The following is a 16,930-nucleotide window of genomic DNA, read 5'->3' as shown; positions in this document are numbered from 1 at the left end:
GACCTGCATCACGCAGGCCTAAGCACAAAGCCGATTCCGGACGCAATTATGCCGAGGCATAATTGATCATATAATAGAGAATGGGAAGGAGGGTTTTATGAAGCGGAATTCAGTAATAGACGCACAGCATCGGAGTCAGTTAGCTCTTTATTTATCACTGCCAATTTTATCGTGGGCATTTTATGATTTTGCGAATACAATATTTTCTTCAAATATTAATACTATATTTTTCCCGTTTTATATGGATGAAGTTTTAGGGACGAATGAGGTAATGCAGCAGGTGGCAAGCACGTTTATTTCTTATGCGAATGCCATTGCAAGCTTTTTCCTCGTCGTTTTTTCGCCACTTTTTGGTGTATGGATTGATAATACAGGCTATAAAAAGAGATTTATAGTGTGGTTTGCATCTATCTCTATCTTTTTCACCTTTATGATGGGTGTTTTTGCAAATCTACAGACGTCAGCGAATTATTCAGGTGTGCCGCTTAGTTTATTTTTAGTTGTAGTCAGCTTTATCATCGCAAAATTTTTCTTTAATTCAAGTCTAGTGTTCTATGATTCAATGATGGGTGATTTAGGAACAAAAGAAGAAATGCCCCTTATTTCTGGCTATGGGGTAGCGATTGGATATCTTGGTACAATTCTTGGACTACTTGTTTATTTGTATGTAGGAAATAGTGGATTCCATCGGGCATTTATTCCAACTGCAATTTTATATTTGTTATTTTCTTTGCCATTATTTTTTATTAATAAAGATACACCGATTCCAAGGTCTCAGCGCAAGCCTATTAAATTTCTAGATGGCTATAAGGAAATTGTTCAGACTTTTAAAGACATGAAGCAATATAAAACTATTTTCACCTTTATGATTGCTTATTTCTTTTTAAATGATGCCATTGCAACAACCATTGCAATGATGGCTGTATATGCAACAACGATTGTCGGCTTTACGTCGGGTCAATTTATCGTGCTTTATTTAGTGTCTACGGTTTCAACTATTATTGGCTCTTTTGCATTTGGTTATATTACAAAAGCAATTGGAGCCAAACGTGCGATTACCGTGGTGGCGCTATTAATGATTGTTGCTTTAACATTTGCTGTCTTTGCGACAGAGCAATGGATGTTCTGGCTTGCAGGTAGTATGTTTGGCGTATCACTAGGATCCATGTGGGTAACATCTAGAACATATATTATTGAATTGTCTCCAGAAGAAAAACGGGGTCAGTTTTTTGGCTTATTTGCATTCTCAGGTAAAGTATCCTCCATTATTGGGCCGGCAGTCTACGGAACGGTCACATTATGGATGAAAGATTACGGAACGCTAGCAAGCCGTGTTGCATTATCGACATTAATTGTGATGACGATAATTGGCCTATTGATACATTTGAAAATTAATGGCTCAAAAGTTGGAGATGACATTTGAAAAAACGTATGCACGCCCAGGTAAGCGCCCTATCGGAATGGAAATCAACCCAATGTTATGATGACAACCCAAGTTCATGATAAAATTGGTAAAAGCAAGTAGGAGAAATGTATTGCCTATGATACAATTGAATTATAAATAGAATTAAATTGAAGTTGAGGAGAAAGGAGCGGGGTTGCTTTGGAACATAAAGGTATATTGTTAGAAAGTGGCACAAATGAGCTAGAGATTGTTGAATTTGAAGTAGCGAACAATAAATTTGGTATTAACGTTATTAAAGTAAAGGAAATTATTCAACCGATTCCAGTAACATTTATTCCACACGCGCACCCGCATGTAGAAGGGATCATTCAATTACGAGGTGAGGTTTTACCAGTAGTTGATATGCTCCGAGTATTAGGTATTCAAAATGCAGAGCGTAGTCCTCAGCAAAAATATATTGTAGCTGAGTTTAATAAACAGCGCGTAGTATTCCATGTAGATAATGTAACGCAGATCCACCGTATTTCATGGAATCAAATCGAGAAACCTTCTGATATGTATCAAGGAGGAACATCACAAGTAATTGGTGTTATTAAGCAAAATGAACAGATGATTTTATTACTTGATTTCGAAAGAATTATGGTGGATATAAATCCGGATTCTGGTATTAGTGTAGAATCCGTTAAAAAGCTTGGTAAACGTGAACGCTCTGAAAAACGAATTTTAATTGCTGAAGATTCGCCATTACTACGTAAGCTCTTATTCGATACTATGAATGAGGCGGGTTATGCGAATGTTGAATTCTTTGAAAACGGCCGTGATGCTTATGAATACCTCGAATCTATCGTCAAAGGTGGTAACGAAGTAGCCGAGCATATTCAATTAGTTGTGACAGACATTGAAATGCCACAAATGGATGGGCATCATTTAACACGTAAAATAAAAGAGCATCCAGACCTCCAAAAGCTTCCTGTTATTATTTTCTCAAGCTTAATTACAGATGATCTTCGTCATAAAGGTGACCAAGTAGGTGCAGAGGATCAAATTAGTAAGCCTGAAATTGCGGAGCTTATTTTACGAATAGATCAACTTATCTTATAAAATTAAGTTTTATCAGGGTTTAACAATAGAGATAAAGGTACTTCACAATATTAATAATGGGTATCCTGAAAGTATATTAATAATTTTAAGAGAGTCGGATGCCTTTTAGGCTCCGGCTCTTTTGTATAGATAAATGAGGCTAGGAACAAAATAATAAGGACTGATTTGTCGGGGGATCTATACAACTTTGACGTGAGTATCCTGACACGGGCAAGCTAAGAGCCCGCAGGTTTGTATCTACAAACCGAGGAGGCTAAACGATCAGTAAATAGTATGAATGTATGCGTTAAGGAAGTGATCATTTGAATGAATTAAAAACTGCTATCATCGATATTGGCTCCAATACTGTTCGATTAGTATTGTATCAATACGATAAAGAAGAGGGACTTCGTGAGATTGGAAATATTAAAACGGTTGCACGTTTACGTACATATTTACAGCCCTCTGGTGAAATGTCTGAAGAAGGTATACAAGTATTAACAGAAACATTATTGACTTTTAAAGAAATGCTCGATGATTTTGAAGTGACTGATGTTAAAGCTGCTGCAACAGCTGCAATCCGTCAGGCAACAAATAGAGCAAAAATTATTACCTTAATGAAAGAACAGACAGGCATTCAAATAGAGCTTTTATCTGAAGAAGAAGAGGCATATTATGGCTTTGTTGCTGTAGCGCATTCAATAGGCACGAAGTCCGCTGTAACTATCGATATTGGTGGTGGTAGTACAGAAATAACGCTTTTTGAAAATAAAGAACTACAGAAATCTTATAGTTTCCCTTTTGGAACAGTTTCTTTAAAGCAACGTTTTGTAAAGGGCGAGATTATGAATGGTAGTGAAAAAAAGGAACTCATTGCATTTGTTAAAGAACAGTTCAAATCACTTCCGTGGATTCAGGATATTGGTTTACCGATTATCGCCATTGGTGGTAGTGCTCGAAATATTGCCCAAATTCATCAGCAAAAACATGCATATCCGATAGCAAGTGTACATGGCTACGAAATGACTAAGGAAAATTTAGTGGAGCTCAGTGTGTTTTTAGGTAGTTTAAGTTTTAATGAATTGAAACAGTTAGATGGGCTTTCGACAGATCGTGCAGACATCATCGCTCCTGCACTAGAGGTTTTCAATGTGTTAGTGGAGGTTGTTGGCAGTAAGTTGTTCCAAATAACAAAAAAGGGTTTGCGAGAAGGACTCATTATACAGCGTATTTTGCAAACAGATAAACGTGCGTTTGATAAGTACAATGTGTTTGAGGGAAACGCTAAAAGATTGGCTCGTCAGTATGGTCGAACTGAAATAGAAGTGGACTATTTGACGCGTTTAACGGATCAATTGTACAGTGAATGCTGTCGCATCGGTTGTTTACAACATAATCCAAAAGATTTGCAATTATTGGCGAAAGCGGCGAAGGTTTTTAATATAGGGGAGTATATTGAGTTAAGTTCGGCGAGCCAGCATACCTTTTATTTAATTGCGAACCAATCTATCGATGGGCTAAACCATAAGGAGCGTGTGAAATTAGCACTGTTAGCCTCGTATAAAAATAAAGATTATTATCAGCTATTCGCAGCTCCTTTTACAGAATGGATAAGTCGTGAGGAGTATCGTAAAATACGAGACTTTGGCGCACTTTTAAAATTTGTCTATGCGTTAAATGTATCTAAAAGAAAGATTGTACGTACCATTAAGATGCAAACAAAAGAGGATTATGTTCAGCTTAACATCTATGTGAAACATAATGCGACCGCTGAAAAATATCAAGCAAATCGACATAAAAAACATCTAGAACGCGCACTGAAAATACCTATAAAAATAAACTTTATTGAAGAAGGGTTGAGCAATTATGACAACTGAAGTTACGAATAATCAGTTAAGTGAAGGGAATTTAACAGAAGCACAAGGTCGTTTACTAGAGGAAATCGCTAAGCCACAATACTATAATAATCGTGAATTAAGCTGGTTAGCCTTCAACGAACGAGTATTAGAGGAAGCAGAGGATGTCAACAATCCTCTGCTAGAACGATTGAAATTTTTGGCGATATTTAGCTCGAATTTAGATGAATTTTTTATGGTGCGTGTTGCGGGTCTACAGGATCAGGTACGTGCAGGTTTCCATAAGCCTGAAAATAAGTCAGGCTTAACACCAAAAGAACAATTAGCAAAAATTGCAGAGCGAACTCAGGCATTAGTGCGCCGACAAACTGAAGTTTATAGACATTTAATATATGATTTATTACCACAACATAATGTACATATTGCAGACATGAAAGACTTAAATAATACACAGAAAGCATTCGTCAATGAAATGTTTGCAGAAACTATCTTCCCTGTTTTAACACCTGTAGCTGTAGATGCGTATCGTCCCTTCCCAACTTTGCTTGGTAAAACTTTGAATTTACTTGTTTTATTAGAGCAAGATGAAGCCGACTTAGAAAATCGTGAAAAGGTAGCGATCGTACAAGTTCCATCTGTCTTAGATCGTTATATTAAAGTACCATCAGCAGATGGAGAGACAGTTATTGTCTTATTAGAAGACGTGATTGTAGCGCATATCGAAAAGCTCTTTTATGGTTACAGTGTCAAATCAGCACAGGCTTTCCGTTTGACACGTAATGCTGATTTAACGATTCATGAGGAAGGTGCACGAGATTTACTTGTAGAAATCGAAAAAGAGTTAAAAAAACGTAAATGGGGTGTAGGGAGTCGTCTAGAAGTTCGTGAGGGCGAGATGAGCGAGGAAGTTCTTACATACTTACTTGATGAATTTGAAATTGAAGAAACAGATGTTTTTCATATAGATGGACCACTAGATTTAACTTTTATGTTCTCGTTTGTAAAAGGCATATCTGTTGGTCGAGAACATTTAGAATATGAAAGCTTTATTCCACAGCCACCATTAGATTTGCAATCGGATGAAAATATTTTTGAAAAAGCTCTGCAACAAGATATATTTTTCCATCACCCATATGAGTCGTTTGTGCCAATTGTAGATTTTATCTCAGAAGCGGCGGTCAATCCAAATGTTTTAGCAATCAAACAAACGTTATATCGTGTAAGTGGTAATTCACCTATTATACAAGCGTTAAAGTTTGCAGCAGAAAATGGTAAGCAGGTAACAGTGTTAGTTGAATTGAAAGCACGTTTTGATGAAGAAAATAATGTGCTTTGGGCAAAGCAACTTGAGCAAGCTGGCTGCCTGGTCATTTACGGTATGAATAACTTAAAAACACACTCGAAAATAACGCTTGTTGTAAGTCGTCGAAATGGAAAGATTGAGCGTTTTGTACATCTTGGAACAGGAAATTATAATGATGCAACTGCAAAAATTTATACAGACATGGGTATAATAACGACAGATAAGGAATTTGGCATTGATGCTACTAACTTCTTTAACTATTTAAGCGGTTATACAGAAAAGCCAACTTTTAATCATTTAGTTGTGGCGCCATTTGATATTCGAGATGAGTTTATCCGATTAATGGATGAGGAAATTGCTTGTCATAAGAAGCATGGGAATGGTTTTATTCGAGCTAAAATGAATTCACTAACGGACAAAGACTTAATGATGAAGCTATATGAGGCGTCTATTGCAGGTGTGAAAGTAGAGCTGATCATTCGTGGTATTTGTTGCATTAGACCAGGTATCCCTGGAATTAGTGAAAACATAACAGTAACGAGTATTGTTGGTCGTTTCCTTGAGCATTCTCGTATTTATTGGTTCCATCATAATGGAGAAAATAAAGTCTACTTATCTTCTGCAGATATGATGACTCGTAATATGATTAAACGTGTGGAAATTTTATTCCCTGTATATGCAAGCGAAGCAAAAGCTCGTATTATTAACATCATGAATACACAACTTGAGGATACAGCAAAAGCTCGTATTCAAGACTCCAATGGAAAATATCATTACAAAGAGTTTGACCGTGGTGAAGACCCAATTAATAGTCAGGAAATTTTCCTAAAGGATGCACTAAAACCTACGCTAGACGAAGAATAAAGCAAACACGCTACTTAGTGAGGGATATAATGAAAAAATATAAAGAGAGTGTAGCGCAATTTGCAGACTATCATCAATTCATACAACTCAACCCATTTGATGCAATCGTATGTTTGAGAAAAGTTGATACAAAAGCGTTTGAAGTCGTTCATTTTAACGAAAAGCTACCGTCATTTATTAAGCTACAAGATGTGAAAGCCATCAACGCAGAACAATTTTTTACGGAGCAATGCTGGCTGCAATTATCAAATATATTACAACAAGAATTCAATATAGACCAAAGTCTAAAGGAAAGTACGGAGCACACAGTAAAAACATTTGTTGTTCGTGTACTGCCCTTAAAAAAATCAGTTATAGCAGTTATTCTACGGGAGAAACAAAATGAGGTAGAACCGTATTTGCAATTTGTAGAACAGCACGTAAGTCCGGTATTAACAACTGATTTACAAGGTCGCATTATTCACCAAAACGTTGTTGCCACTTCTCTATTGTCAAAAGAACATCAAAGCTTGATAGGTCAAAATATTTTTTCATTATTAGAGAGTAAGTATATCAACGAATTTAAATTATTATTCGCAAAAACTATTGAGGGCTCAGCATTTGGTATGCCCAAATGCATGTTTAAAGGTCAATTGCTAAGTAAAGAACCATTTTATTTAAGAACGCATCCAACGTACTTTAATGGTGAAATTATAGGTGTACATTTATTTGTGAAAGATGCCACTTCATTTATGAATGATCATGAGGCCTTTTATTACCTAGCATTAATGGATGAATTAACGGGTATTTGGAATCGCAAGGCTTTTAAGGAGCATTGGCTTCAACATTTAAATGATAAAAAGCGTAATAAGCAAGCAGCTATTATTTTAGTGGATATTGATCGCTTTAAAAAGTTTAATGAATCCCTTGGTGAAAGTAAGGGTGATGAACTTATGCGAATGTTTAGTCATAGACTTCGTGAGCTCTGTTACTCCAAATGCTCTCTTTATCGTTATAATAGTGATGAATTTATTTTTGTTCTAAAAGATGCAACCATCAACAAAATTGAACATACGGCTAATGCTATTTTAGACGCATTAAAACAGCCATTCATGATTGATGGGCAGGAATATTTTATTAGCGTGTCGATTGGTATCTCACTCAGTCCAGCAGATGGCATGGATTTAGAAACACTTGTACGTAAAGCAGATAAAGCATTGTTTTCTGTAAAAGAGCATGGGCGTTCACACTACCGTTACTATCGTGAAGATATGACAACTATTTTTCCAAATGAAGCGCTAATGGAGGCCCATTTACGTCGTGCTATCGAATTTAATGAGCTAAGTATTCATTTACAACCACAAATGGATTTAACGAATAACAGCACCAATAGCTTTGAGGCCTTATTACGATGGAATAATCGAAAATTTGGCTATGTGTCCCCTGCACAATTTATACCTATTGCGGAGGCATCAGGCTTAATAATTGAAATCGGTGATTGGATTATTGACGAGGTATGTCGCTATCAAAAAGAGTGGCAAATGAAGGGTTATCGACCAGTACGAATTGCCATCAATATTTCACCTAAACAATTTAGAAAAGAAAACTTTGCTCGGAAAATTAAAACTGCCTTGAAAAAGTATAATGTGCCACCTGAATTATTAGAGGTGGAAATTACCGAAAGCTCTATGACTAATGTCCATGAAACATTTTCAATTTTAACTGAATTGAAGCAACTAGGTGTTTATGTTTCGGTTGATGATTTTGGAACAGGCTATTCATCTTTAAGCTATTTAAAGCGTTATCCGATAGACATCATAAAAATTGATCAATCATTTATAGCTGATATTACGAAAGATGATAAAAATGAGGCAATTATTAAGGCCATTATTTCAATGTCCCATAACTTGGGATTAGAGGTCATTGCTGAAGGGATCGAGGAACCATCACAGGTTGATTTCCTAAAACGTCATTGTTGCCAAAAAGGCCAAGGCTATTTATATAACAAGCCATTACCTGTAGAAACCATTGTTAATAAATATTTTGTCGGCTAATGAAAACAAGTCAAGTAGCACCTCATCGTGAATTGGATGAAGTGCTACTTTTTTAGAGTTTTGGGAAGAGGGGTATCTAAACGAAATGCAGGTACAACCGATCAAAAAAAGGCATAACCTGATCACATCTCCGGGCAAGCCGATCAAAAAAGGACTTCACCTAATCACATCTCCGGGCAAGCCGATCAAAAAAGGACTTCACCTAATCACATCTCTGGTCAACTCGATCAAATAATGCTTTACCCGAGCCGTTCTCCCGTCAACCCGAACGAACGGAGATACAACCGGATTGGAAAAGGACTACACCCGAGCGCATGCTGTTTCCACCTGAGCAAACCTGTCTAAAATGAGCTATTTATTTTCTACTTTCAATCCATCTAACACAATAGCTGTAAATTGCGCCATTTCTGCAGCTAAATTGAAATTTTCATTGTGGATTAACCAATCATAAACATTTGCACGCATACAACGTTGAATAATTGCTTGAATTTGATTAACCTCTATATCGTGACGAAACTCCCCAAGTTGAATACCTTCTTCGATATAACTGTTCATAATTTGGAAAATCATTCTTTGTGGATTTATTAAATAATGATCTTGTTCCACTTGATTTGTCATCGCAGCAGTATACACAGTTCGTAACAAATCTTTTCCAACAATATTTGTTAAATACTTCATTTGTTCTTGATACAGCAATAAAATTTTTTCACTTGCAGGCAATGTACGATCAATATTTTTTTCCACAGAGCCATAAAAACTATCTAGCTCTTTAAATTTTTCTAAAATAACGTCGTACTTGGATGGAAAATGTGTGTAAAATGTTCCTTTTGATACATTACAGGCTTTAGTAATTTGCTCAACAGATACATGCTCGAATCCATGTTTATTAAATAAATCTAAAGATGCTTTGAGTAATTTTTCCCGTGTTTCTAATGCCTTTTTTTGACGACTAGTCAATGAATTCATATTGGACAATCCCTTCAAGTTAAAGTATTTTAACATATTTTTTATGGAAAATATTCTGAAAATATAAAATGTTTTGATTGACGTAATGGATTTGATTTGATTATCATTTAATTGACCGTAGTCAATGACTTCGGTCAATTAATAAATCACGTTATTAATGTTACGATAAAAGAGTAGGGTTTGGCTAGTGTTCATTGGATTTTCAAGGAACGGGGGATGTCAATAATGACGGAGAAATTAGGTTTTATCGGCTTAGGCAATATGGGGTTACCGATGTCAGTTAATTTATTAAAGGCTGGCTATAAGGTATATGGCTTTGATACTAATTCACAAGCAGTGGAGCAATTTAAAAAAGAAGGTGGAGTTGGACTTGCAACAGCAAAGGAAGTTGCTGAGCAAAGCGATATTATTATGACGAGCTTGCCGACACCACAAGTAGTGGAACAAGTATATAGATCTGAACAGGGTATAATGCATCATGCTAAGAAAGGAAGTTTATTAATAGACTTTAGTACGGTAAATCCCGAATTGAATGATTCCTTACATAAGGAAGCACAATCATTGGGATTACGATATCTTGGGGCACCTGTTAGTGGAGGTGTTGTAGGTGCAATTAATGCAACACTTACGATAATGGTTGGTGGTGAAGAGGATGATTATCAAAGTGGGTCCGGAATATTCCGAATAGTAGGAAAAAATATTTATCATCTTGGTACGTCTTCAAGTGTAGGTACACGTATAAAATTACTCAATAATTTAATGATTGGATTTTATACAGAGGCAGTCGCTGAAACAATCGTGCTTGGTGAAAAGATGGGTATCCATGCAGATACATTGTTTGAAGTGTTAAGTAATAGTTACGGTCAAAGCCGTATTTATGAACGTAATTTTTTAGAATACATGAAAAACGACAACTATCAGCCAGGTTTTTCTACAAATCTATTATTAAAAGATTTGAAACTAGCGAAAAATATGGCAGAAGAAGCAGGGGTACCACTTCGAATCGGGAATAAATTAGTGGATCTTTATAGTGATATTTCTCAGCAAGGCTATGGAGAAAATGATATGTCGGCTGCTTATTTAAGTTTAAAAGAAACATGTAAAATTGAACAATTTTAAAGGAGGACAATAAATATGACAACAGCACATGAGGTTAAAACATTAACGCACTTTATTGGTGGGGAACTAATAGAAGGGAAAAGCGAACGTTTCGGTTTGGTATTTAACCCAACGACTGGTGAGGTTATTGCCAAGGTTCCGCTTGCAACTGCAGAAGAGACTCGAGAGGCAATCGATAAGGCACAGACAGCTTTTCCACAATGGAGAGATACATCAGTAGCTAAACGTGCTGAGATTGTATTAAAGTTCCGTAATCTTATTACTGAAAATATGGAGGAGCTTTTACAAATTATTTGTACAGAAAGCGGTAAAACAATTGAGGATGCGAAAGGTGAAATTACACGTGGTTTAGAGTCTGTTGACTTAGCTATCGGTGCTCCTCATTTAATGAAGGGGGAGTATTCAGTCAATGTGGGCGGTGACATTAATGCCTACTCTGCAAAATATCCATTAGGTGTTGTAGCGGCTATTTCACCATTTAACTTCCCGATTATGGTGCCTTTAGCGCAAACAAGTATGGCAGTTGCTGTCGGTAATGCCGTTATTTTAAAAGCTTCCGAACGTGTTCCTATGACTGCCTTATATGTTAGTGAGCTTTGGAAAAAGGCTGGGTTACCAGATGGCATTTGGACGGTAGTAAATGGAGATAAAGATGCAGTTAATGAACTATTAGAAAATCCGAGTGTGGAAGCAATTTCATTTGTAGGGTCGACACCAGTTGCCAAATATATTTATGAAACAGGCTCGAAACACGGTAAACGTGTCACAGCACTTGGTGGAGGAAAAAACAATATGGTTGTTATGCCTGATGCAGATCTTGATCAGGTAGCAAATGCGTTTATCGGAGCAGCTTATGGAGCAGCCTCTCAACGTTGTATGGCCGTTTCTACGATTATGCCTGTTGGAAAGGATACAGCAGATCGTCTTCTTGAAATCTTAAAGGAGAAAATCACTAATTTGAAGGTAGGTTCATATACAAATCCAGAGACAGATTTTGGCCCTGTCATTTCACAGCAATCGAAGGAAGCGATTATTGCTGCGATCAATCGAGGAGAGTCTGAAGGGGCAACAGTTGTTTGTGATGGTCGTGAACTTGATATTGTCAAAGAGTCAAAAGGATTCTTTGTAGGTCCAACATTGCTAGATAACGTAAAACCGGGCATGGAAATTTATGAACAAGAAATATTTGGTCCAGCACGAAATGTTGTACGTGTGGATTCATTGGACGAAGCAATCCAACTTATAAATAAGCATGAGCTTGGAAATGGGGTAACAATCTTTACGAACGACGGTTTAGCAGCTCGTAAATTTACTACAGAAATCGATGTTGGTATGGTTGGTGTAAATGTCCCAATTCCAATCCCAGTAGGCTACCATAACTTTGCTGGATTTAAAGGCTCTCGTTTTGGAGAAGGGCATATGTTTGGTCCCGATCAAGCACGCTTCTTCACTAAAACAAAAACAATATCAGAGCGTTGGATGACAGGTCAAGCATCGACAGCATCTACGTTTGCATTCCCAAGTAATAACGACTAATACAAATGAAGAGCTGTATTCCTTTACAGCTCTTTTTAAATGGCTCAAATCAGAGATAGGATTCATTACTCCAGGAGGGATTGCGTGAAAGGAAAAACGGTTTTTATTACTGGAGCAGCCCGTGGTATCGGGTTATCCATGGCACTAGCGTTTGCTGAGCAAGGAGCAAATGTCGTTATAACAGATATTAATGAACAGCTTTTAGCGGAGGCAATTCAACACTATCCGCAATTAACTGCATACACCTGTGATGTTACGAATGAACAGGCAATATGTGATGCGATTGACTTTACTATTAAAAAGTTTAAGACAATAGATATTTTAATTAACAACGCAGGGTTTCAGCATGTTTCTCTTATAGAGGATTTCGCGACAGAAATCTTCGAATCCATGCAAAAAGTGATGCTTGTCGCACCTTTTATAGCAATGAAATATGTCTTACCGCATATGAAGAAAAATAAGTTTGGACGCATTATTAATATGGCATCCATTAATGGCGTTATTGGGTTTGCAGGTAAAGCTGGCTACAATGCTGCCAAACATGGGCTAGTCGGTTTAACAAAAGTGGCTGCACTAGAGGTTGCAACTGAAGGGATAACCGTGAACGCCATTTGTCCAGGGTATGTCGATACAGAATTAGTGCGTAATCAGTTTACGGATTTGGCAAAGACAAGGGGAATTCAAGTAGAGGAAGTGCTTGAGCAGGTGCTTTATCCACTCGTTCCTCAAAAACGCTTACTAGATGTATCGGAAGTTACAGGACTTGCGCTTTATTTATCTAGTGATATGGCAAAGGGGTTAACAGGTCAAGCAATACTTTTGGATGGCGGTTATACAGCACAATAGTTTAGGAGGGTAAAAGATGATTCAAACAAAAACAATCTATACGGTACATTCACCAGGAACAATCGTTTATGGACGAGATTCTTTTCAAGAAGTAGGCGACTATGCGAAAAAATTGGGGACTAAGGCTCTTATCATTAGTGATCCGATAATGGATAGCTTAGGCTTTGTTAATCAATGTAGCACTTTATTAAGAGCTAGTGGATTGGAAGCGGTTTCATATTTAGGCGTAACAACGGAACCAGTAGATACGTATGTAGCAGAGGGGCTCCATATTTTACAATCTGAGGGCTGCGATATTATTATTTCCGTCGGTGGCGGGAGCTGTATTGATACGGGAAAAGCAATCGCAGTACTTGCAACGAATGGTGGCTACATTGGCGATTATATGAAAATGGCAAAAATTGCAGAGCAAGCACCGATTCCACATATCGCGATACCGACAACAGCTGGAACTGGCTCAGAAGCAACCGATGCAACCGTCATTACGAATAAGAAAAATGACGTAAAAATGATGATTAAGCAACCTGCATTTATGCCAAACATCGCTATTGTAGATCCGATTTTAACGGTTACATCTCCACCCTCTATCACTGCGGCGACTGGTATCGATGCATTAAGTCATGCTATTGAAAGTTATTTATCTCGTTTAGCACATCCTTACTCGAATGTACTTGCACTATCAGCCATGGAGTTAATCGTTAATAATATTTTAAAAGTTTATGAGCAAGGTAATGATATTGAAGCTCGGGAAGCGATGTCGCTAGGTTCAATGCAAGCAGGTCTTTCATTTTCAAATGCTTCTGTTGCTTTAGTACATGGCATGTCTCGTCCGATAGGAGCGCTATTCCATGTGCCACATGGTATTTCAAATGCCATGCTCTTGCCAGCAGTATTAGAATTTTCAAAGGATGCTTGTGTCAATCGGCTGGCGGATATAGGTGAATTTTTCAATACAGATAATGAGCAATTATCACAAGAAGAGCTTGCCGATTTAGCTATTATTTCGATTAAGGAATTGTGCAAGAAGATGGATATAGGGAATTTAAAACAGTGGGGGATTGATGAACAAGCCTTTTACGCAGCTATTCCAAAAATGACAGCTGATGCAATTGCCAGCGGTAGCCCTGGAAATAATCCTAAGGTTCCAACACAGGAAGAACTAATGGAGCTTTATAAGATTGCTTACCATTATGAGTTTTAGGATTACGAAAAGAAACTCTATTTTTATCGGTTAGGAAAAGTATTCTGATTTATCGGTAGTTATGTTATAATTTTGAAAATTTAAGCGAGGGAGTGGGGATTAATGGAAGAATGTTTTATTTGCAATAAACACACGGGCAACATTCAAACTTCAGGGGTTATGATTTATGAAGACGAATATGTTTATGTTGGGCATATAGATAGGAATGGAGCACCCAATTATTTAGGTCATATAATGATAGATTTAAAAAGACATGTCCCTACTCTTGGAGATATGACTCTAGAAGAGGCACAAGCATTTGGGGTTATTATGGCTAGAGTCAGTAAGGCAATAATGGAGTGTGAAAAGGCAGAGCATATTTATTCATTAGTTTCCGGAAACTCAGTGCCACATTTGCATATGCATTTAGTTCCTCGATATCCTAATACCCCTCAACAGTATTGGGGACCAAATGATGTGTATGATTGGGAAGATGCCCCAATGGGTGACAATAGCGAAGTTGTTAAACTTTGTACACGTATTAGAGCATATCTGGAGAATAATGCATATGAGTAAATCTATTGAAGATTTTAGTTGGATAGGTAGCCAAGACAACTTCATAGATCATCCAAGTGTTCATCAAATTAAACATGTTATTGTTGGGCGATTTGGTGGTAACTCCGATGCAGGCCAATATAAAAACGAAGATGGCTGTTTAGTATGGCTAGATGAAAAGCAAGATTGGGAATTTTCCGTTTTACTGGATGCGCATAATACATCTGAGAGTGCTCAAATCATTATCGAGCAATTTTTTTATTATAAAGATGAAATTAAACATTTATTATCATTACCAACAAACCATCAAACCTTTAAAAGACTTGAAGAGAAGATTTTAACTATATTTCAATCAGAAGAGTTCTTATCTGTTTGCAGGAATATTACTGGAGAAACTGCGTGTTTAATTGTCGTAAGAAAAGATAAATATGTATGGTGGTTTTCAGTTGGAGACTGTGTTCTTTTTTTATTTCATCAAGAATTGGCTGCATTCGGTCAGTTTCAATTAAATCAAAGGCAATTTTACGAATGGATAGGACAAGTCAATACTTTTGAACAGGACGTCCCTTGCTACAGTGTTGGAATTAAAGAATTAAGAAAAGGAGAAAATCGTCTTTTTCTAACCACAGATGGCTTACTAGAATGTCCCCATGAACCATATTCAAACCCTATTAACATTTATAATTCATTTTTTAACTCTACGGATCAAGAGAGCATTTGCTCAATGTTAAACAATATCAAAAAAAATGGTGTCAGAGATAGCACCACTATCGTTTTTTGGAAAGTTAATATTGCAAAGGAAGCCACTAGAGCAAGTAATCAAGAAGCGGGTTCGTAATGGATTCTACCCGAGCACGGCATGGAAATACTCGCGCGCGCCAGAGAAATACTCGCGGAAGAGGGGCGAATACTCGCGCTCACCATGGAAATACTCGCGGAAGAGAAGCGGATACTCGCGCGCATCATGGAAATACTCGCGGAAGAGAATTGGATCCCCGCGCGCCCCATGGAAATACTCGCGGAAGAGAAGCGAATCCTCCGCGCGCGTCAGAGAAATACCCGCGAATGGGAAACGAATCCCCGCGCACGCCAGTGAAATAGCCCCGCAACTTAAGAATCCCTGCTAGCATGACTGCTTCCTAACGTTTTGCAGAATTAATATGACATATACGAGAAAATATAGTAATATTTATATGAATCATCATTCATTTTTTTCGAAGGGGGAAATCGTATGTTGCAGGGGAAAACAATTATTATTACGGGTGGATCAAATGGCATGGGGCTTTATATGGCAAAGCAATTTGTTGCTGAAGGGGCAAATGTTGTCATTACAGGTCGTAACGAGGAGCGATTAGCAGAAGCGAAAGCCTTTATTTTAGAGGTTGGACAAACGATTGAAACGTTCCAAATGGATGTTCGAGTGCCTGAGCATGCTGAGGCAATGCTAGCATTTGCTGTTGAAAAGTTTGGACAAGTTGATGGGCTTGTGAATAATGCGGCCGGTAATTTTATAGTGCGTGCTGAGGATTTATCACCAAATGGTTGGAAGGCTGTTATTGATATTGTTTTAAATGGGACATTCTTTTGTTCTTCGGCAGTCGGTAAGTACTGGATCCAAAATAATATTAAGGGATCTATTATTAATATGGTTGCAACTTACGCATGGAGTGCAGGTGCTGGTGTTATTCATTCTGCAGCAGCAAAAGCAGGTGTATTGTCATTAACTCGAACGTTAGCTGTTGAATGGGGGAAACAATATGGCATTCGAGTAAATGCGATTGCTCCAGGTCCAATTGAGCGTACAGGTGGTGCGGAAAAGCTTTGGGAATCAGAGGCTGCAGCTGCTCGTACGCTAGATTCTGTTCCGTTAGGTCGGACAGGTACTCCTGAAGAAATTGCAGATTTAGCTACATTTATAATGTCTAATAAAGCAAGTTATATGAACGGTGAATGTGTGACACTTGATGGCGGGCAATGGCTTAATCAGTATCCTTTCTAACTTTTTTAGCAATTTTTTTCTGTAGCGAAAGCAAAGCGTCAGCTACAAGTGTTTTATGTAACGTGAGCGAAATGGCTGTTACAATTATTTTTGTGGCGAAAGCGAAGCGACAGCAGCAAATGTTTTCTGCGCGTCAGCGGCAATTTGCCGAGGCTAATTGATAATAAAAACTTTGCATAATGGAGAGC

The 16,930-nt window shown here is 37.6% G+C and carries 13 protein-coding genes; 12 read left to right on the top strand and 1 reads right to left on the bottom strand.

Translation table 11 applies throughout. The features are described from left to right. The first annotated feature begins 97 nt into the window (after positions 1-97). The 5 genes from ACMZ42_RS24190 (at position 98) to ACMZ42_RS24170 (ending at position 8,541) form a co-directional block, all read left to right on the top strand. Positions 98-1,423, top strand: a complete 1,326-nt coding sequence (locus ACMZ42_RS24190; RefSeq protein ID WP_370076894.1) for an MFS transporter — start codon at positions 98-100, stop codon at positions 1,421-1,423. A gap of 180 nt (positions 1,424-1,603) precedes the next feature. Then, entirely contained in the window at positions 1,604-2,506 is a 903-nt protein-coding gene (locus tag ACMZ42_RS24185; RefSeq protein ID WP_370076896.1) for a chemotaxis protein, read from the top strand. A 302-nt stretch (positions 2,507-2,808) separates the two neighbouring features. Then, positions 2,809-4,362, top strand: a complete 1,554-nt coding sequence (locus ACMZ42_RS24180; RefSeq protein ID WP_415733051.1) for a Ppx/GppA family phosphatase — start codon at positions 2,809-2,811, stop codon at positions 4,360-4,362. Beyond that, positions 4,352-6,508, top strand: a complete 2,157-nt coding sequence (locus ACMZ42_RS24175; RefSeq protein ID WP_370076900.1) for an RNA degradosome polyphosphate kinase — start codon at positions 4,352-4,354, stop codon at positions 6,506-6,508. Before ACMZ42_RS24180 ends, ACMZ42_RS24175 begins: the two co-directional genes overlap by 11 nt. Positions 6,509-6,537: 29 nt before the next feature. Continuing rightward, positions 6,538-8,541 (top strand): EAL domain-containing protein, encoded by a 2,004-nt coding sequence (locus tag ACMZ42_RS24170; RefSeq protein ID WP_415733050.1) that lies wholly within the window; start codon positions 6,538-6,540, stop codon positions 8,539-8,541. Between the two features lie 351 nt (positions 8,542-8,892). On the opposite strand, the gene ACMZ42_RS24165 is transcribed toward ACMZ42_RS24170, so the two are convergent. Further along, positions 8,893-9,507 carry a TetR/AcrR family transcriptional regulator gene (locus ACMZ42_RS24165; protein ID WP_415733049.1) on the bottom strand — a complete coding sequence of 205 codons (615 nt, stop codon included), beginning with the start codon at positions 9,505-9,507 and terminating at the stop codon, positions 8,893-8,895. Positions 9,508-9,732: 225 nt separating this feature from the next. Between ACMZ42_RS24165 and ACMZ42_RS24160 the strand changes: the two genes are divergently transcribed. The 7 genes from ACMZ42_RS24160 to fadH all read left to right on the top strand — a co-directional run bounded on the left by ACMZ42_RS24160 (position 9,733) and on the right by fadH (position 16,742). Next, complete coding sequence (locus ACMZ42_RS24160) at positions 9,733-10,626, top strand: NAD(P)-dependent oxidoreductase (RefSeq protein ID WP_402872342.1); 894 nt, start codon at positions 9,733-9,735, stop codon at positions 10,624-10,626. A 15-nt stretch (positions 10,627-10,641) separates the two neighbouring features. Beyond that, positions 10,642-12,162: a CoA-acylating methylmalonate-semialdehyde dehydrogenase gene (locus ACMZ42_RS24155; RefSeq protein ID WP_415733048.1), complete on the top strand. Its 1,521-nt coding sequence runs from the start codon at positions 10,642-10,644 to the stop codon at positions 12,160-12,162. 84 nt (positions 12,163-12,246) lie between these two features. After that, positions 12,247-13,008, top strand: a complete 762-nt coding sequence (locus ACMZ42_RS24150) for a 3-hydroxybutyrate dehydrogenase (RefSeq protein WP_415733047.1) — start codon at positions 12,247-12,249, stop codon at positions 13,006-13,008. Between the two features lie 16 nt (positions 13,009-13,024). Next, a complete protein-coding gene (locus ACMZ42_RS24145) occupies positions 13,025-14,209 on the top strand; it encodes an iron-containing alcohol dehydrogenase (protein WP_415733046.1) in 1,185 nt (394 codons plus the stop codon). A gap of 102 nt (positions 14,210-14,311) precedes the next feature. Then, complete coding sequence (locus ACMZ42_RS24140; protein WP_415733045.1) at positions 14,312-14,764, top strand: HIT family protein; 453 nt, start codon at positions 14,312-14,314, stop codon at positions 14,762-14,764. Next, a complete protein-coding gene (locus ACMZ42_RS24135) occupies positions 14,757-15,581 on the top strand; it encodes a protein phosphatase 2C domain-containing protein (RefSeq protein WP_415733044.1) in 825 nt (274 codons plus the stop codon). Before ACMZ42_RS24140 ends, ACMZ42_RS24135 begins: the two co-directional genes overlap by 8 nt. A gap of 393 nt (positions 15,582-15,974) precedes the next feature. Further along, on the top strand, positions 15,975-16,742 hold the full coding sequence (gene fadH, locus ACMZ42_RS24130; RefSeq protein ID WP_415733043.1) for a 2,4-dienoyl-CoA reductase: 768 nt from the start codon (positions 15,975-15,977) through the stop codon (positions 16,740-16,742). Positions 16,743-16,930 lie beyond the last annotated feature (188 nt).

It is taken from the genome of Lysinibacillus sp. NPDC056185 (assembly GCF_047737915.1).
Classification (GTDB): Bacteria; Bacillota; Bacilli; order Bacillales_A; family Planococcaceae; genus Lysinibacillus.
This window is presented reverse-complemented; position numbering and strand designations above follow the sequence as displayed.